Annotated in this window: 15 protein-coding genes; 11 read left to right on the top strand and 4 right to left on the bottom strand. The window is 49.1% G+C overall.

The features are described from left to right. The first annotated feature begins 1 nt into the window (after nucleotide 1). Nucleotides 2-1339: a sigma-54-dependent transcriptional regulator gene (locus AC51G0_RS15865; RefSeq protein WP_496299685.1), complete on the top strand. Its 1338-nt coding sequence runs from the start codon at nucleotides 2-4 to the stop codon at nucleotides 1337-1339. Between the two features lie 35 nt (nucleotides 1340-1374). Here the strand turns inward: AC51G0_RS15865 and AC51G0_RS15860 are convergent, their stop codons facing one another. Then, nucleotides 1375-1803 (bottom strand): PACE efflux transporter, encoded by a 429-nt coding sequence (locus tag AC51G0_RS15860; RefSeq protein WP_496299684.1) that lies wholly within the window; start codon nucleotides 1801-1803, stop codon nucleotides 1375-1377. 181 nt (nucleotides 1804-1984) lie between these two features. On the opposite strand from AC51G0_RS15860, the gene AC51G0_RS15855 reads away from it, so the two are divergent. Both AC51G0_RS15855 and AC51G0_RS15850 read left to right on the top strand, forming a co-directional pair. Further along, nucleotides 1985-2863: a LysR family transcriptional regulator gene (locus tag AC51G0_RS15855; RefSeq protein ID WP_496299683.1), complete on the top strand. Its 879-nt coding sequence runs from the start codon at nucleotides 1985-1987 to the stop codon at nucleotides 2861-2863. A gap of 417 nt (nucleotides 2864-3280) precedes the next feature. Further along, nucleotides 3281-3526 carry a YjiS-like domain-containing protein gene (locus AC51G0_RS15850; RefSeq protein ID WP_496299682.1) on the top strand — a complete coding sequence of 82 codons (246 nt, stop codon included), beginning with the start codon at nucleotides 3281-3283 and terminating at the stop codon, nucleotides 3524-3526. Nucleotides 3527-3790: 264 nt separating this feature from the next. Here the strand turns inward: AC51G0_RS15850 and AC51G0_RS15845 are convergent, their stop codons facing one another. After that, nucleotides 3791-4825 carry an NADP(H)-dependent aldo-keto reductase gene (locus AC51G0_RS15845; protein ID WP_496299680.1) on the bottom strand — a complete coding sequence of 345 codons (1035 nt, stop codon included), beginning with the start codon at nucleotides 4823-4825 and terminating at the stop codon, nucleotides 3791-3793. Between the two features lie 192 nt (nucleotides 4826-5017). Here AC51G0_RS15845 and AC51G0_RS15840 point away from each other — a divergent pair, with 192 nt between their 5' ends. Then, complete coding sequence (locus AC51G0_RS15840) at nucleotides 5018-5320, top strand: DUF6482 family protein (protein WP_496299679.1); 303 nt, start codon at nucleotides 5018-5020, stop codon at nucleotides 5318-5320. Here AC51G0_RS15840 and mutH read toward each other — a convergent pair. Next, nucleotides 5312-5983, bottom strand: a complete 672-nt coding sequence (gene mutH, locus AC51G0_RS15835) for a DNA mismatch repair endonuclease MutH (RefSeq protein ID WP_496301978.1) — start codon at nucleotides 5981-5983, stop codon at nucleotides 5312-5314. The two genes, AC51G0_RS15840 and mutH, sit on opposite strands and share 9 nt — an antisense overlap. Nucleotides 5984-6829: 846 nt before the next feature. Here mutH and rppH point away from each other — a divergent pair. The 5 genes from rppH to AC51G0_RS15810 all read left to right on the top strand — a co-directional run bounded on the left by rppH (nucleotide 6830) and on the right by AC51G0_RS15810 (nucleotide 12547). After that, nucleotides 6830-7351, top strand: a complete 522-nt coding sequence (gene rppH / locus AC51G0_RS15830) for an RNA pyrophosphohydrolase (RefSeq protein ID WP_496299677.1) — start codon at nucleotides 6830-6832, stop codon at nucleotides 7349-7351. Nucleotides 7352-7634: 283 nt separating this feature from the next. Beyond that, a complete protein-coding gene (gene ptsP / locus AC51G0_RS15825) occupies nucleotides 7635-9893 on the top strand; it encodes a phosphoenolpyruvate--protein phosphotransferase (RefSeq protein ID WP_496299676.1) in 2259 nt (752 codons plus the stop codon). A gap of 6 nt (nucleotides 9894-9899) precedes the next feature. Then, nucleotides 9900-10703 carry a sulfite exporter TauE/SafE family protein gene (locus tag AC51G0_RS15820; RefSeq protein ID WP_496299675.1) on the top strand — a complete coding sequence of 268 codons (804 nt, stop codon included), beginning with the start codon at nucleotides 9900-9902 and terminating at the stop codon, nucleotides 10701-10703. Nucleotides 10704-10769: 66 nt separating this feature from the next. Next, entirely contained in the window at nucleotides 10770-11576 is an 807-nt protein-coding gene (lgt, locus tag AC51G0_RS15815; protein WP_496299673.1) for a prolipoprotein diacylglyceryl transferase, read from the top strand. A gap of 119 nt (nucleotides 11577-11695) precedes the next feature. Further along, a complete protein-coding gene (locus tag AC51G0_RS15810) occupies nucleotides 11696-12547 on the top strand; it encodes a thymidylate synthase (protein ID WP_496301976.1) in 852 nt (283 codons plus the stop codon). A gap of 120 nt (nucleotides 12548-12667) precedes the next feature. Here AC51G0_RS15810 and AC51G0_RS15805 read toward each other — a convergent pair whose 3' ends face one another. Beyond that, nucleotides 12668-13810, bottom strand: a complete 1143-nt coding sequence (locus AC51G0_RS15805; RefSeq protein ID WP_496299671.1) for a Na/Pi symporter — start codon at nucleotides 13808-13810, stop codon at nucleotides 12668-12670. A 484-nt stretch (nucleotides 13811-14294) separates the two neighbouring features. On the opposite strand from AC51G0_RS15805, the gene nhaA reads away from it, so the two are divergent. Together nhaA and AC51G0_RS15795 are read left to right on the top strand one after the other, a co-directional pair. Next, nucleotides 14295-15452, top strand: a complete 1158-nt coding sequence (gene nhaA / locus AC51G0_RS15800; protein WP_496299670.1) for a Na+/H+ antiporter NhaA — start codon at nucleotides 14295-14297, stop codon at nucleotides 15450-15452. Nucleotide 15453: 1 nt separating this feature from the next. Then, the gene (locus AC51G0_RS15795) at nucleotides 15454-15729 is read left to right on the top strand and encodes a hypothetical protein (protein WP_496299669.1); all 276 of its coding nucleotides are present in this window, start codon (nucleotides 15454-15456) and stop codon (nucleotides 15727-15729) included. Nucleotides 15730-15836: the final 107 nt, after the last annotated feature.

Below are 15836 nucleotides of genomic sequence, written 5' to 3'. Positions count from 1 at the left end.
GATGAAGACAGAATTGAAGCGCGCTTCAGCCCTGGGAACATTAATCGTTCTAGGGGGCAATGACATACCCTGGATAACGACATTAGAACAGGCGGGATGGCGCTGCTATCGCTGCTATGATCTTCGTACTGCTGAATCACTGTTACTGGAAGTTGGCCCCTGCATTGGTGTTGTCGACCTTACCCAGGACAATTTCAGCCTCAATGGTATTGCTGGGGTGGTCAACCGTAATAAGCAAGCTCGCTGGCTGGCATTGGTACGTGAGGAGCAGCTTAATACCGAGGCGATCTGTCAGTTTATTGTGAACTTCTGTATCGACTATTTTACCTCGCCTGTGCCGGAGTCCCAGCTACTGAAAACCATTGGCCATCAGCTAGGTATGCTGCAATTGGAGCGAAAGGTATGGCCCGAGCTTGGACAGTTTGGCCAACACGGTTTGCAAGGCAATACCGCGGCAATGAAGAAACTGCGCCATCAGGTAAAACGTATGGCTGCAGCAGATATGCCGGTGTTTGTGCAGGGGGAGATTGGTACAGGGAAAGAGCTGGTTGCTCAGGCAATCCACCAGGCGTCAACCAGAGCCAAGGCAGCCTTTGTCGGTATAAGCTGCGAAGCGGTCAATGCCTCCTGGCTAATCGATGAGGGTAACCAAGCCGAATCCTGCCGCTGCTGTTTTGCGGCTGCCGATAAGGGGGTGTTGTTTCTTGATGAAATATCAATGCTTAGTGATGAGCGGCAGCAAGAGCTACTGCGTTTTTTACAGGATGGCTGTTTTACTACAGTATGTGGCCGTCAGGTTCAGTCAGATCTTCGTTTGGTCGTATCAACCCGCTATCCGCTGGAAGAGCTGTTGGCCGAGGGGAAAATTCGCGAAGATCTGTACTATCGGCTAAATGTACTCGGGTTGGCAGTACCTGCGCTGCGTGAGCGGGGAGAGGACATATTGCTATTGGCTGAGTACTTGCTGCTGAAATTTTCCCGTCAGTACAACAGTATGGCAAAGACCTTGTCGGAAGAGGCAAAAAAGCTGCTGTTGAGTTACCCGTGGCCGGGCAATGTCCGTGAGCTGATCAGTCAGCTTAAGCGGGCTATTTTGCTGACAGAAAGTAAAACTATTGAAGCCGATCATCTTGACCTGCCCCGTATGAACGATGATAAGCAGAGCCTGAAGAAGATCCGAGAAGAGTCGGAACGCAGTGCGTTGCTGACAGTGCTGGAAAATAACAAAGGACAAATTTCAGCGGCCGCCCGTGAGCTTGGCGTGTCGCGGGCGACGATGTATCGCCTGCTGAACAAACATGACTTGGTGCCGCCTCCCCGGCCATACCGGCAAAGCTGATTGTCAGTAAAAAAAAGCGCCCTGAGGCGCTTTTTTTAGGCCGATGCGGCACTGACTGGCAAGGGAAAGATCTTGTCATAGGCCAGATTGTACCCATAGGTGTAGAACAGGTAGAAAACAACCAGTCCGATATCCATGATAAAGGCATCGACCAAGCTGATGTTCAGCCACCAGGCAATAACAGGCAGGGTGAACCATAATAGGCTGATCTCAAACACAAGAGCATGAACGACCCGGTGCTTGACTTGTTTTTCGAGCTGGCCGGTGTATTTCATCATTGCCTTATCAAATAGCAAGTTGTAGGCAAAGTTCCAGCCAGTAGCAAAGAGGGAGAAGGCAACTCCAAGCGTGCCAATTTTATGCGCATCGAAACCGAAGAGCTGGCTCAGGAGCAATACGATACAGACAAGGGCGATCAGTTCAAAACCGATGGCATGACGAATTCGATCTAAGGTTGAACGCATAATGGTTTTCTCTATGGTTGATATGGTGATCAAGTAAAGCTTGTTGATGGGGCTTATTCTAACGAAATTATTGATACTATTAAGTTAGGTGCTATCGCTAAAACAGATAGGCCATCTTGGGAAGCAAGAAGCAAGAAGCAAGAAGCAAGAAGCAAGAAGCAAGAAGCGAGGAGAAGTATCAGTGCGATTTTCGATTGAGCAGCTTGAGGCTTTTGTAGCTGCCGCCGAGGCCGGATCATTTTCGGCCGGGGCCAGGCGGTTGGGCAAGGCGCAATCGGTGGTGAGTACCGCGGTGGCTAACCTGGAGGCTGATTTAAATTTAGCCCTTTTTGAGCGATGCGGCCGAACTCCCGTTCTGACTGTTCATGGTACGGCGTTGATGGTCAAGGCGAAGCGTATCTTGGACGAGTGCGGTATTTTGCTGGCCGCTGCAGATAGTTATCAGATGGGGATCGAGCAGAAAGTTACCTTAGTGGTGGAGTCGATGGCAATGACCCAGGCGATGGCAGATCAGCTGAAGTTGTTCGAATTGCGTTTCCCTCAGGTTGAGGTTGAGATCCTCAGTGCAGGGGAAGGTGATGTGCTGAAGCTAGTGGCGGAAGGGCGGGCACAAATTGCCGTTATGCTCCAGCTTGAATTGCTGCAACCCGGTTTTGAAGTTTATGGGCTGGGCACCTTGGAAATGTGGTGTATTGCTTCTGCAAGCCACCCATTGGCACAAGTGGCGCAGCCGACCTGGCAGGATCTGCAGCAACAGAGACAGATCTTGCTAACGGGGCGCTACGGTCAGGATCAACAAAGGTGGCGGGTTGCCGATGCCGTTTGGCGAACTGAAAATGCGATATCAGCCATGCAGTTGGTCAGTAGCGGTATTGGCTGGACAGCCTTGCCTGCCGAAATGGTCAGGGATGTCATAGAGTCAGGGAGCTTGACGCGCTTGGCGCTTGAGTTTGAAACCCAGCCTTGGCAACAGGGCGTCGATATTGCCTGGTCTACCCAGCAACCACTGGGCCAGGCAGCACAGGAACTGTTGCTGCTATTAAAAGCAATTAAATTGTAATCGACTGAGATAGAAAGATAATTTTATTTTGCATGCCATTTTATGATTGTTGGTTTATGCTGCATTTTTAACCGCGTCGGGTCAGTTTATGGGGGATCTGGGCACCTAAAATAACAAAGCTAGCATAAAGTGGTTTTATGCATTCAGGTGCTAATATATGCTTGTTTTATTCGTTTGGCTGGTTAAAATTAACCCAACTTTATCCCTTTTCTTATTTATTACCAGGAGGAAAACATGATGACTATCAGTATGTTGAAATGTCTGCGTCCTGCTGGTGATGTCTTGAAGCACACCAACCAATAACAGCAATCCGCTGTGTAAATGGGCCGCGGATACCTGCCGCGGCTAGTTAAGTTATCAGCTTGAAACGGCAGTATCTGTGTCCCTCCGATAATCTATCTAATGGAGAGCACTATTATGCGCCAATCAGTCTATTTACGTATCGCCGTTTTGTTAATTCGTCTTGATGTTCATCGTGAAGACGCCACCTGGCGTCGGGAACACCGCCGGATCCGTATTCACCTGCCTCAGCTCTCTGAGCACCTGCTGCAGGATATCGGGGTAGGTAAAGATCACCGTGTTGAAAACTACCTTGGATCAGACAAGGCCGGCCGCATGGTACGTCATCTGAGACGAGGGTATAAATCGCGACTCGTGACATAATGACAGCGCCTTACTCTTAAACGCGATGAGTAAGGCGCGATGACCGGAGCAGGCCTGAAACCAGGCCGCAGGCTCAATCTGAGCGTTGACAGGCGTTGTAACCAATTATAACGCTTTGCCACGGAACTCGTCTCGAGAGCGAAGGGGAGATCCGATACCGTTGAAAGATATCAACATCGGTGTCTACCTACGTTGGTTGAGCTAATGTTTTTTGGGCCCCCGTTTGACGGGGGCTTTTTTATGCGGCTAGGCCCGGTTCCGCACTTATGGGCAAGGATTGGAATAGGTGATCCCCACCTCTTCCAGATCGGCCAGCACTTCGCTGCCAAGCGTGAGATTGATACTGTCTATATTGGCGTCTAGCTGCTCAAGGGTTGTCGCCCCAATGATATTGGAGGCGACAAAGGGACGCTGGTTGACGAAGGCGAGTGCCATTTTGGCAGGATCCAGCCCGTGCCTGTTGGCAATATCGATATAGGCCTGAGTAGCAGCAACACCTTGCGGATTGAAGTAACGCGAGAATCGTTCAAACAGGGTGCAGCGGGCACCTTCCGGCCGAGCTCCATTGAGGTACTTGCCGCTTAGGGTACCGAAAGCCAGTGGGGAATAAGCGAGCAATTCCACCCCTTCATGATGGCTGATTTCAGACAAGCCAACCTCAAAACTACGGTTAAGCAGATTGTACGGGTTTTGAATGCTGACCACACGGGGAAGATCGTGCTTCTCTGCCAGGCGAAGAAATGACATCACCCCCCACGGCGTTTCGTTAGACAGCCCGATATAGCGGATTTTACCGGCCCGGACTAATTCAGCCAGTGCTTCCAGGCTATCGGTGATCGTCACACCGGAGTGGTCTTCTGTGTATTGGTAGTTAAGGCTGCCAAAGCAGTTGGTTTCCCGCTGAGGCCAGTGGAGCTGGTAGAGATCGATATAATCGGTTTGTAGACGGTTGAGGCTGGTTTCTATGGCATCGTGAATATTGCGTCGATCCAAGGCGATATTTTCACGGATATAGGGGAGGCCTCTCGGGCCTGCTACCTTGGTGGCCAGGATCACTTTATCGCGCTTGCCGGATTTTTTTAGCCAGCTGCCAATATAGCTTTCGGTAAGCCCTTGGGTGCCGGGTTTGGGCGGAACTGGGTACATCTCTGCGGTATCGATAAAGTTTACACCGCGTTCAAAAGCAAAATCTAGTTGGTTATGCGCTTCCGTTTCGCTGTTCTGCTCGCCGAAGGTCATGGTACCGAGGCAAATTTTACTGACTTCTAGCGAGGAATGGGGGAGTTTATGGTATTCCATTAGCCCTCCTTGGACTGGTTGCTATCTTTTGAATATAACCTGTCTTTGGAAGGCTGAGAAGGTGGCAATCAGAACCGAAATAGTTATTAATTTATCAATTACATCTTGCTGATATAGATAACGTGACACATAGTTATACACTGGCAGAGCAAAATAAATGATTAACTTGCAGTCAGGATACAAGGAGATGTAATGAAACTATCGCAGTTGAAGCATTGGCTTAAAGTGGATGATGGCAAAGTCCCTAAATGCATTGTGACCAGCTATGCTGGTTGCTCAGACTATTTAATGGAAGTCGAGTTTAAGCATCAGCTTGAGCCCCTAAAAGATGATAATGACGAAATGGTTCGTTTTCAGTCTATCGAGCAGGTGAAAGATTTGCTTCGTCCGTTGGGGATCACATCGGTAATATTACGTGTCACGGATCCCTATGATGAGTTTTCTCCGGATGGCAAGATGTCAGACTGCCAGGAAGATATGACGATCTCACTGTAATATGAAATAGCGCTCTAGCAGCTCTGCGGTAAAGTGGGTTTTCAAGTAAAAGCCGCGAGGCAGAGTTTTGATCGGCTGGCCATTGGCACCATAAGCTTCGGTCAGTGCCTTGCTGTTTGCTGCTTTTGGACGTAGCTGCAGGATTTCACCATGGCGTGCCGTGATTTGTTCGACCTGCCCGAGTACGATCATATCCATCAACTCTTCCCAGTCCCTGCGTAACCGTTGTTCTTCATCGGCAGATGGGCTCCATAGCAAAGGGGAGCCGACATGGCGATCTGCCAGGGGAATATCCCGCTCTCCTTCGACGGGGATCCATAATACCCTGGCCAGTTTATGGCGGATATGGCTGTTCTCCCAACTAAGGCCCTGAAGGCCAATAAGCGGTGCAACACAGACAAAGGTCGTTTCTAGCGGCTTGCCGTTGTAGCCAATCGGGATCGTTTTCAGTTCGATGCCCAGCTCGGTGAAATCAGGGACAGGTTTGCTCCCTGCGGTTGCACCGAGATGCCATTCCAGTAACTGTCCCACCCAGCCTTTGTCTCGTTTCAGATCCGGAGGTGTAATAAGGCCAGCTTGTTGGGCTAGTTCACCTAGCGTAAGGCCTGCCAGATCATGGGCTCGGCTTAGGAGTTCTTGTTCAGTCTGGGGCGTTGGACGCATATCAATTAGAGAGCCATTATCATGCGAATAGTCGCTGGAACCGGGCATACTACCACAGCACTTCTATGCTGATAATAGTATGGAAGAAGATCTGAAGAGCGGAAATGCCCGACAAGATGAAATGATTCAATGATGGTATATCGCTAAAATGGTCGAAAATCACACGATCCCAGGGCGGGTAGTATAAAGATCAATGGTAAACTGTATTGATGCTAGTTGTAAGGTTTTGATTTTAATGTATTTTTGTTGTTATTGGGTAATGGCTGAACCAGGCCTGGCGAGCGAAAGTTTGGGTTATACAAGAAGAATGTAAGGATCTTTCACAAAGATATCCACAGGATATTTGGGTAATTATTTTAATTTATCACTATCTGGTTATTTATCCAGGTGTTTGTGGGGATTTTGAACATATTGGTGGGTAAGAAAGCAGCGGGCAAGGCGGTTTGATGTGGATAAAGCGACTATTGGTTGATCTTTAACCGATCCGTTTTTCATCAGGTAATGATCTTTACATAAATACGATTTTCCTTTTTGTGTGATAATTCAATTTATTGTTTTTATTTAGTTTTAATCTATGTTGTGAGTGTTTGTGAGTGATTGCTTTTAAGCTCGTAAAAGCTTAAGTAGTGCTGTAATTGAGCTTCTTCACAAATCTATCCACAGAAAGCGTGTATAAATGTGGCGTGGGTCTCATTTTCCTGTTTATAAATTGGCCAAATGGTTAAAGTTATCCAGAAACTGAGTGCTAAGTAGGAAAAAACGGTTATTAATTAGAATGTTTGTTTACCCGTTGCATCGTCTGTGAAAAAATCACTGTTAATAGAGATTTATACTTGAGGTCGTCCAGTGATTGATGGCGATGGATACCGCCCTAATGTAGGGATCGTGATCTGTAATAGCCATGGCCAAGTATTCTGGGCTCGACGATATGGACAACATTCCTGGCAGTTTCCGCAAGGCGGCATTGACGAAGGGGAAACCCCAGAGCAGGCCATGTACCGGGAGCTGTATGAGGAAGTAGGGCTTACTAAAAAAGATGTCCGAATTTTAGCGTCAAGCCGACACTGGCTTCGTTATAAATTACCTAAACGTCTTGTAAGGTGGGACTCTAAACCTGTTTGTATCGGGCAGAAGCAAAAGTGGTTTTTGCTCAGCCTGGAATGTGATGAGTCAAAGGTGAATATGCAGCGTGGCAGCACGCCTGAGTTTGATGGTTGGCGCTGGGTGAGTTATTGGTACCCTGTTCGCCAGGTCGTGTCTTTTAAGCGTGATGTGTATCGACGGGCGCTAAAAGAGTTTGCAGCGATGGCTATGCCATTCAAGGAAAGAAAAGAGCGCAAGGTGAAGCGCAGAGGCAAGCGAGGATAATTCAACAAGGGTCTGTTGACCTTTCATCGCCTTTCCTGCTGGAGGCGATTTATTACGATAACAAGACGGAGGTGTTCAATCATAGCTATCTATATTGACATTCCGACAACGCAGTTAGCGGGGAAAATAGCCCCAGCCCTTCGGGGAGAGGCTAAAAAGACTTCATTCTGCGTTACTCAGAACTTATTTAGCGGGCTAAACCGCATTCTTCGTGTCTTGCCTGAAGGCCTTTTTAGTCTCTACAGGTGTGGCGCTGAAAGGTCAACAGACCCTTGGGTTTATTATGCTGACGCAGCTTAGAGAGATTGTTGAGAAAGTCGCAAGCGCTCCAACGTTAATTGAGGCGCTCGATCAGCTTGTTGTCAGCACCTGCCGGGCAATGAAAACAGAATGTTGCTCTGTCTATATTGCCGATCATCAGCGCCGGCAATATACCTTGATGGCAACACAGGGACTGACAAAGCCCCATTACCAGATAGAGCTAGCCTTTGATGAAGGCCTGGTGGGCTTGGTGGGTAGCCGTGCTGAGCCAATCAATGTCGCGGATGCTTGCCATCACCCTCATTTCAAACACCTTCCCGGTATTGGTGAAGAGTCTTTCGGCTCATTCTTTGGTACCCCTATTATTCACCAGCGTCAGGTCTTGGGTGTGCTGGTCATTCAGCAGCGCCAACGGCGCGAATTTGATGAAAGTGAAGAGTCTTTCATGGTGACGCTGGCTGCCCAGCTAGCGGTGATCTTAGCCCATGCGAAAGCGCAGGGGATGTGGCCTGATCAACGTGATGGCCTGCACCTGATTGGGTCAGCCGCTTCTACCGGGGTGGCCGTGGCCCGTGCCTGGTGGGATGATAACCAACCGCGGCTGGAGCAGGTGTTGCCGGCATCCTGCTTAGATCTTGAAGCGGAGCAGGAAAGACTAAGCATTGCGATTGAATTGGCGAGCGCGGAATTCCGTCGTTTGCGAAAGCGTTTCGACAGCGAGCTGCACAAAGAAACGCTGGCGATTTTTGATCTGTTCAGCCACCTACTCAATGATCCAATGCTGCGAAAGGATCTGTTTGCCAAGATTGCGGGTGGCGATCAGGCTGAATGGGCAATTCGCCAGGTTGTCGAAGCCTACTCCGATCGCTTTGCCAACATGAAAGATGATTACCTCAAAGAGCGGGCACAGGATATTCGTGAGCTGGGCCAGCGTCTGCTGTTTTTTCTTCATAACGACGATGTGGTCGAGCATCAGTGGGATGAGCCGGTTGTCTTGCTGACCCGCGAATTGACGGCTGCCATGCTGGCCAGCATTCCCAGGGATAAGCTGGCTGCGGTTGTCGCGCAGGAAGGGGCTGCGAACTCTCATGCCGCTATCCTGTCAAGGGCCCTGGGTTTGCCTGCTATTATGGGCGTCGACTTTATTCCAGAGAAGGTTCACAACTGTCAGGTGATCGTCGACGGATACCGGGGGGACTTCCTGATCAACCCTAACCGGCATGTGCTCGCCGAGTATAATCGTCTGCTTAAGGAAGAGAATGAGCTGACACAAACGGTGGAAGGGGAGCTAGGAAAGGCCTCTTACACGCAGGATAACCAGCGCGTTCATATCCACCTTAATGCCGGGCTAAGTGCCGACACCAGTATTGCTGTGAACCAGGGGGTTGATGGGGTCGGGCTCTATCGAACAGAAGTGCCATTTTTATTGCAACGCAGCTTTCCTTCGGAAGAAGAGCAGACGTTGCAGTACCGGGCTATTCTATCGACCTACCGCGATAAACAGGTGGTGATGCGGACCTTGGATGTCGGTGGTGACAAGCCTTTGCCGTATCTGACCATTGAAGAAGACAACCCCTTCCTTGGTTGGCGGGGGATACGTTTTACCCTTGATCACCCTGAAATTTTTCTGATCCAGGTCCGGGCGATGCTCAAAGCTAGCATCGGGCTGGATAATATGGATATTTTATTGCCAATGATATCCGGTATTGGCGAGCTTGACGAATCGAAAGCCTTGATTGACCGCGCCTATAGAGAAGTGGCGAAATATGCCAAAGAACACGGACAGGTGCTGAAGCGGCCAAGGCTTGGGATCATGATTGAGGTGCCATCAATTTTATACCAGCTGCAGGCACTGAAAGGAAAAGTCGATTTTATTTCTGTCGGCAGTAACGACTTGACCCAATATTTACTGGCAGTTGATCGGAACAATTCCCGGGTTGCGAGTGTCTATGATGCATTACACCCGGCGGTACTCCATGCGCTGAAGCATATTATCGATACTGGCAGGGTATTGAATATTCCGGTCAGTGTCTGTGGTGAGTTAGCCGGTGATCCGGTTGGCGCGCTACTGCTTGTTGGAATGGGATACCGCTCATTGAGTATGAATACCCGTAATGTCGCCAGGATTAAGTATATTTTGCGCCATATTTCGGTCAGTGAGATGGAGCAGCTGAGTCGATTTGCTTTGCAGGCGACATTCGCTGATGATGTGCGCAGTAAAACAACCGAGTTCGTTGACGAGCGCGGATTAGGCGGATTTATCCGTGCAGGTAAGCAGTAGGTTAAAATGATAGATAACGTGTTATGGCTATTTGCCATGTGTCTCGCGCTAGGAAGCTGTGTCGGCTTGCTGGCGGGGTTGCTGGGTATTGGCGGTGGTTTGCTGGTGGTTCCGGCTCTGGCCTGGCTGTTACCACAGGCGGGCATTGAGAATGGATTAGTGATGCATATTGCGCTGGCGACATCTCTCGCCAGTATTGTACTGACCTCTGGCTCGTCTGCCCGAAACCATATCAAGCTGGGCAATGTGGATTTCTCGATTGTGAAGTCACTGGCTCCTGGCGTGGTCATCGGTGGCTTAGGTGGCAGTGTTATTGCCGAGTTGGTACCCTCGGAATTGCTACCGAGAATATTTGCCGTAATAGTACTGTTACTGGCACTACAAATGCTGGTTTCGATGCGTACCACTAGCCAACGATCACTGCCGGGTCCGATGGCGACGGTATGTAGTGGCGGGGTGATTGGGGTTGTATCGAGTTTGGCTGGCATTGGTGGAGGCTCCTTGACGGTGCCGTACCTCAATAGGCATGGTGTTGAAATGCACCGAGCCATTGGTAGTGCGTCGTTATCGGGGGCTTTAATTGCAGTTGCCGGTATGGTTGGCTTCATTGCCGCAGGTGTAGGCGACGAGACCCTGCCAGCGATGAGCATTGGTTATGTTTACCTGCCAGCGCTGGCTGGTATTGTGATGACGTCAATGGTAACAACCCGCTATGGGGCCGCATTGGTCAGCCGTTTGCCGACTATGACATTGAAAAAGATATTTGCTGTCTTCTTGCTGTTTATCAGCGCGAAGATGTTTTTGGGATAATTGCTTAAAGCGGTGAGTCAGTAGTACTTGAACCTAGAACTTGCCCTATTTTCTGAGATTGATTGAATGAGCCAAGGTTATTTGACGTTTCCAAACATAGATCCAATTTTGATTGAGATTGGTCCGCTGGCAATTCGCTGGTATGGGCTGATGTACCTAATGGGTTTTGTTTTTGCCATGTGGCTGGCAAACCGCCGGGCAGACAAGCCGGGCAGCGGTTGGACTCGTGAGCAGGTCAGTGACTTGCTGTTTGCCGGTTTCCTCGGGGTTGTTCTGGGTGGGCGTATTGGTTATGTGCTCTTTTATAACTTCGACTTGTTTTTGGCCAATCCGCTCTATTTGTTCAAAGTCTGGACTGGCGGCATGTCGTTCCACGGCGGTTTGCTGGGGGTGATCACCGCGATGTTCTGGTACGCACATAAACAGGGGCGGACTTTTTTCAACGTGGCTGATTTTGTGGCCCCGTTGGTACCGTTTGGGTTGGGTGTAGGACGTCTGGGTAACTTTATTAATGGCGAACTGTGGGGACGTACCACAGATGTGCCGTGGGCGATGGTCTTCCCGACCGGCGGGCCGCTACCACGGCACCCGTCGCAGCTCTACGAGTTTTTCCTCGAAGGCTTGGTCTTGCTAATTATTCTCAATATCTTTATTCGCAAGCCGCGTCCTGCGGGTGCTGCATCGGGTCTGTTCCTGCTTGGCTACGGCAGCTTCCGCTTTATCATCGAGTACTTCCGCGAACCGGACGCGCATTTGGGGCTGTTTGGTGGCTGGATCAGTATGGGGCAGATCTTGTCGTTGCCGATGGTTATCGGTGGCCTGCTGCTGATGCTCTGGGCGTATAAAACTCAGCCAAGCAATAAGACGGCCTAGCCCTAGAGGCGTTGAATTATCAAGGCAGCACCTTCAAGGTGCTGCCTTTTTTGTATTCTGATAAAATCAGGCGCAATGTGTACCTTACTGGTACAGCTCAGATATAAACGGGTGGGATGATGAAACAATATTTGGAGCTCTGTCAGCGGATTGTTGATGACGGTGTTTGGATTGAAAATGAGCGAACCGGCAAGCGGTGCCTTACCGTTGTTAATGCTGATCTGACTTATGATGTGGCAAATAACCAATTCCCACTGATCACGACGCGTAAGAGCTTCTGGAAAGCGGCGATTGCAGAATTGCTGGGCTATATTCGAGGCTACGACAACGCTGCAGATTTTCGCACCCTAGGTACCAAAACCTGGGATATGAATGCCAATGATAATGAAGCCTGGCTTAATAATCCGCACCGTAAAGGCCATGATGACATGGGCCGAGTGTACGGCGTGCAGGGGCGAAGCTGGCAGAAGCCGGATGGTTCGACCATCGATCAGCTGCGCAAAATTGTTGATGATTTAACCCGGGGAATTGATGATCGCGGTGAAATTCTGACGTTTTATAACCCGGGCGAGTTTGATATGGGGTGTTTGCGTCCTTGCATGCATACCCATACGTTTTCGTTACTGGGAGATACCTTATATCTCACCAGTTACCAGCGCTCTTGTGATGTACCGCTAGGCCTTAACTTTAACCAGATCCAGGTTTATACCCTGCTTGCACTGATGGCGCAGATCACAGGTAAGAAACCGGGCCAGGCTTACCATAAAATTATCAATGCCCATATCTATGAAGATCAACTGGCGCTGATGCGTGATGTTCAGCTTAAACGCGAGCCGTTTGACTCACCACAGTTGATTATTAACCCGGCAATCAAGAGCCTGGAAGATTTGGAAACCTGGGTGACAATGGATGATTTTGACGTGGTGGGTTACCAGCACCACGAACCGATCAAGTACCCTTTTTCTGTATAAAACTGTTGCTCTGAGTAACGAAATATTCCAGCTCTGAAATATTTGTTGTCGCAACCCCTTACTCAGAACGAAAAAAAGCCCCGCACTGCGGGGCTTTTTCATTTTAGGTAGTTGGCTGTATCACGCTGTAAACGCCAGGATTGAGCCAGGGATAGCGATAAATACAAGGCCCAGGTAACCAGCAACTGCCGCTTTGTTCTTGGTTGCAAGCTCGCTCAGGGCGAATGCAGCCTTCAGAGGTAGTTCACGTAGGAAAGGGATACCGAAGATAAACAGTGTCGCCATTACGTTGAACGTTAGGTGTACCAGTGCAATTTGCAGAGCAAATACAGCGTTGTCGCCAGAGATTGCCGTTGCTGCCAGCAGTGCTGTGATACAGGTGCCGATGTTTGCGCCCAGGGTAAATGGGTAGACATCACGTACTTTCAGAACACCAGTACCTACTAGCGGAACCATCAGGCTAGTTGTCGTTGAAGAAGACTGAACCAGAACCGTAACAACTGTACCTGATGCAATGCCGTGGAGCGGACCGCGGCCAATGGCACTTTTCAGGATTTCGCGGGCACGGCCAACCATTAGGCTACGCATCAGCTTACCCATTGCCGTAATGGCAACGAAGATAAGAGCAATACCGATAAAGATTAGAACCACACCGCCCATATTGCCCATTGCTTCCAGCGGGCCTTTAACCACTTCGACAGCAGGCTTAGTTAGTGGCTTCATGAAGTTCAGTCCCTTCATGCTCATATCGCCAGCACCCATCATAGGAGAAACCAACCATGAAGACACTTTTGCTAGCAGGCCAAACATCATTTCCAGCGGAAGGAAGATAGTAACAGCCAGCAGGTTGAAGAAGTCGTGGACAGTTGCACTTGCAAATGCGCGGCGGAATTCTTCTTTGCAGCGAGCGTGACCCAGGCTTACTAGGGTGTTGGTTACCGTCGTACCGATGTTAGCACCCATAACCATTGGGATCGCCGTCTCAACAGGCAGACCACCAGCCACAAGGCCAACAATAATGGAAGTAACCGTACTGGACGATTGAATCAGCGATGTCGCCACCAGACCAATCATCAGACCGGCAACCGGGTGGGAAGCAAATTCAAACAGCGTTTTAGCTTGTTCACCTACCGACCATTTAAAGCCGCTGCTGACCATAGAGACAGCAACAAGTAGAACGTAAAGCATGAACGCCAGGTTTGCCCAGCGGACCCAGCGCATAGAGCTGTTCATTGGCTCAGCAGTAGTGGCTTGGGTAGTCATAATCATTTCTCCATGACAGGAATATGTCGTTTGGGTTTCATATTTTTGAAATCTGGTGGCGATGGTAGAGATCGAATATTTCAGAAATATGACACTGGCTGTCATAAAGTAAATTTGTGCTCAATTTGCGAGCAGCTAGGCCAATTTAAAGTGTAATTATTACTTTACCATCATATTTAAGATGTTGTTTTTAGTGGGGTATTTGCATTGATTGCAAAGATGGTTTGAGTCGGGATCTTTTACTATTTTATTGGCTAAAAAGAGCGGATTTTTCCAGTTATTGAGTGATTAGGCAGTACTTAATATGACGCTTTATGACTGTCCAATATTTATTGTGCGGATATTACTCAGTAACCAGTCAAATTGCTCGGTTTTTCCGATGTTTTATCTCTAAACAAACGATTTCTCACATTAGGAGTGTGACGACTAAACTAAATTTACACATTCGTTGTGATATTTGTTTCATGCAAAGGAGTTACGGTCGATGACCGATGCAATTCGTAATTTTCTCAAATTAGAGTCCTCTGGCGGTATTGTTTTGATTATCGCAGCCGCGATCGCAATGATGACCGCGAACTCGCCATTGGAGCCGCTCTATAACGGTACGCTGCATTCTTATGTTGCCGGCCTGTCAGTTTCACACTGGATCAACGACGGCCTGATGGCGGTCTTCTTTTTGTTGATCGGCCTGGAAGTGAAGCGAGAGCTGATTGAGGGTGCGCTCAATACCAAAGAGAAAGCTATCTTCCCGGCAATTGCCGCGGTAGGTGGCATGCTTGCACCGGCATTGGTGTATGTGGCTTTTAACTTTGCCGATCCGATGGCGGTTAAAGGCTGGGCGATCCCTGCCGCGACAGATATTGCATTTGCGCTAGGTGTTATGGCGCTATTGGGTAGCCGTGTTCCGGTTGCCTTGAAAGCTTTTTTGCTTGCTTTGGCTATCATTGATGACCTTGGCGTTATTGTGATCATTGCTCTGTTTTACAGTAGTGACTTATCAACGCTGGCATTGGCAGTGGCATTTGCAGCAACGACGGCACTGTTTGTAATGAATGCCAGAAATGTGACTAAGCTGTCCTGGTATTTAGTCGTTGGCCTTATCTTATGGTTTAGCGTGCTGAAGTCTGGGGTGCATGCCACGCTAGCCGGGGTTGTACTTGGCTTTGCTATACCGCTCTCGGGTGAAAATGGCTGCTCTGAAAAACACTCACCACTCAAGCACCTCGAGCATGCTCTGCATCCCTATGTCGCGTTCTTGATTCTGCCGTTGTTTGCCTTTGCCAATGCCGGTATCTCACTGGAAGGTGTATCGGTATCTAGCCTGACATCCATGCTGCCACTGGGTATCGCTCTTGGCTTGCTTATCGGTAAACCGCTGGGGATCTTTACGGCCAGTTACCTAGCAGTGAGAAGTGGTATGGCGAAGTTACCGGATGGTATTGGTTTTACGCACATCTTTGCCGTATCTGTGTTGTGTGGTATTGGCTTTACGATGTCTATCTTTATTTCGTCGCTGGCTTTTGTCGGCGCACCAGAAGACTTCAGCACTTACTCGCGTCTGGGGATTTTGTTGGGGTCAACGGTATCTGCGGTGTTGGGTTATTTCTTACTGAGCCGTGCCCTGCCCAAAATGGAGGCTTAATATGAAGCGTTATCTTCTAAGCGTTGCATTACTGGTATCTTCAGCCGCCATCACGGCGTCTGAATATTCTGAGTATGACAGCTGCATCAATAATATGAATACGGAAGTTTGTCAGGCCTACCTGGCCGGCCTTAGCCACGGTAAGGCTAGCGTTGATACTACGGCAATGCTCGAGCAGAAAGATGATTTCCGCTCCCGCGCCCTGGAGCAGCGTGTAGGAGAGCGTTACCGTAAAACGGTTCAGCTAGAGAAAAAGTCGACTCAGTCAACAAACTGACAAAGATGCTTCTCTGACAGATCATTCCCTTAATGATAACTATTGAAGACCCCGGAGGCACAGCGTAAGCTGCGCGTCTGGGGTTTTTTATATCTGGGAAGTTAGCA

Source organism: Photobacterium sp. HL06 (assembly GCF_059552575.1).
Note: the sequence above shows the minus strand (reverse complement) of the source record. Positions and strands in the feature narration are given on the sequence as shown.

What these genes read in the sequence shown, in the direction of transcription:
- AC51G0_RS15840 (WP_496299679.1), top strand. Translation starts at nt 5,018, where the DNA reads ATGAAACTATCGCAGTTGAAGCATTGGCTTAAAGTGGATGATGGCAAA.
- AC51G0_RS15795 (WP_496299669.1), top strand. Translation starts at nt 15,454, where the DNA reads ATGAAGCGTTATCTTCTAAGCGTTGCATTACTGGTATCTTCAGCCGCC.
- AC51G0_RS15845 (WP_496299680.1), bottom strand. Translation starts at nt 4,825, where the DNA reads ATGGAATACCATAAACTCCCCCATTCCTCGCTAGAAGTCAGTAAAATT.
- AC51G0_RS15820 (WP_496299675.1), top strand. Translation starts at nt 9,900, where the DNA reads ATGATAGATAACGTGTTATGGCTATTTGCCATGTGTCTCGCGCTAGGA.
- AC51G0_RS15850 (WP_496299682.1), top strand. Translation starts at nt 3,281, where the DNA reads ATGCGCCAATCAGTCTATTTACGTATCGCCGTTTTGTTAATTCGTCTT.
- mutH (WP_496301978.1), bottom strand. Translation starts at nt 5,983, where the DNA reads ATGCGTCCAACGCCCCAGACTGAACAAGAACTCCTAAGCCGAGCCCAT.
- AC51G0_RS15865 (WP_496299685.1), top strand. Translation starts at nt 2, where the DNA reads ATGAAGACAGAATTGAAGCGCGCTTCAGCCCTGGGAACATTAATCGTT.
- nhaA (WP_496299670.1), top strand. Translation starts at nt 14,295, where the DNA reads ATGACCGATGCAATTCGTAATTTTCTCAAATTAGAGTCCTCTGGCGGT.
- lgt (WP_496299673.1), top strand. Translation starts at nt 10,770, where the DNA reads ATGAGCCAAGGTTATTTGACGTTTCCAAACATAGATCCAATTTTGATT.
- ptsP (WP_496299676.1), top strand. Translation starts at nt 7,635, where the DNA reads ATGCTGACGCAGCTTAGAGAGATTGTTGAGAAAGTCGCAAGCGCTCCA.
- AC51G0_RS15860 (WP_496299684.1), bottom strand. Translation starts at nt 1,803, where the DNA reads ATGCGTTCAACCTTAGATCGAATTCGTCATGCCATCGGTTTTGAACTG.
- AC51G0_RS15805 (WP_496299671.1), bottom strand. Translation starts at nt 13,810, where the DNA reads ATGACTACCCAAGCCACTACTGCTGAGCCAATGAACAGCTCTATGCGC.
- AC51G0_RS15810 (WP_496301976.1), top strand. Translation starts at nt 11,696, where the DNA reads ATGAAACAATATTTGGAGCTCTGTCAGCGGATTGTTGATGACGGTGTT.